The organism is Coxiella-like endosymbiont of Rhipicephalus sanguineus (genome assembly GCF_018687865.1).
The window spans coordinates 1-1258 of record NZ_NIQB01000081.1 but is presented as its reverse complement, the minus strand read 5'-3'; the positions used below and the strand labels follow the sequence as shown (position 1 = coordinate 1258).

Genomic DNA, 1258 nt, shown 5'->3' with positions numbered 1-1258 from the left:
TTTATGGGATGATAATCCCGCACAATTAGTGATTAATGCCATGGCTCCGGCAGAAGTTACATCCATCGTAGTCGATGAAGATTCTCATACCATGGACCTTGCAGTTCCCGAAGAACAATTATCTCAAGCGATTGGGCGCAGTGGGCAAAATGTTCGTTTGGCCAGCGAATTAACCAGTTGGACGCTTAATGTCATGAGTGAAACCGAGATGGCGCAAAAACATGAAAAAGAAGCCAGCAATGTTAAATCTATTTTCATGGAAAAATTAGATGTTGATGAAGAGGTCGCGGATGCCTTAGTCCAAGAAGGTTTTACTAGCTTAGAAGAAGTAGCTTATGTTCCAAAAGAGGAACTTCAAAATGTTGAAGGGTTTGATGATGAGATCGTAAGCGAATTACAACGCCGTGCGAGCGACGTTTTACTCACGCAAGAAATTGCCAATCAAGAAGGATTAGGAGGAAAAGATTCCCTAGAAGATTTATTGACAGTCGAAGGTATGACGAAAGATTTAGCCTGTCAGCTCTTGTCTCATGAAGTAACAACTCGAGAAGATTTGGCGGAAAAATCAGTGGACGATTTAAAAGAGATTATTGATATTGATGAGGACTCTGCTGCTAAATTAATTATGGCGGCGAGGGCTCACTGGTTTGCGGAAGAATAAGTTAAGAGTTAATAAATTATGGCTGATATGAGTGTCAAACAATTGGCCGACTTAGTGCGGACAACACCCGAACGTCTTTTGGAGCAACTAAAAGAGGCAGGCGTTGCGATCTCTCACGTCGATCAAACCGTTACTGATGACCAAAAACGAAAATTGCTTCTGCATTTAAAAACTGCTGGTAGCTCACCATCGGATAAAAAACGTTCAAAAATTATTTTAAAGCGTAAGAAACTGAGCGTTGTCAAATCGGGAAAGAAGAGCGTTAATGTAGAAATACGCTCTAAGCGTGCATATGTAAGACCCGTAGAAACATTCGAAAAAGAAGTATCCCAGGAGCTCCTGCTACTATCTCTAAAGCAGCCTTATCAGAAACAAAAAAGAACTGAGGAAGGAGAAGTAGCAAGTGCTGTGGAACCACAAGTAGCTCCTGAATCTACGGCCAAGCCAGAAGTTAAAAAGAAACCCGCTGAAAGCAAAGGAGCCCTAAAAAGGGGCGCGTAAAGAATCACGAGGCGGACGAAAAACGAAGAAGAGGATGAATGGGAGGAGAGCGCATCGATATTATTTATGGGATGATAATCCCGCACAATTAGTGAT

General features: G+C 42.1%; 1 protein-coding gene and 1 pseudogene. Both read left to right on the top strand.

All coding sequences use genetic code 11. The features are described 5' to 3' along the window. A partial coding sequence (locus B1F79_RS04450) for a helix-hairpin-helix domain-containing protein (RefSeq protein ID WP_251366153.1) occupies positions 1–661 on the top strand: 661 nt, incomplete at its 5' end. An 18-nt stretch (positions 662–679) separates the two neighbouring features. Beyond that, positions 680–968, top strand: a pseudogene (locus tag B1F79_RS07010) (translation initiation factor IF-2 N-terminal domain-containing protein); the annotation flags it as partial. Between the last annotated feature and the right edge of the window lie 290 nt (positions 969–1258).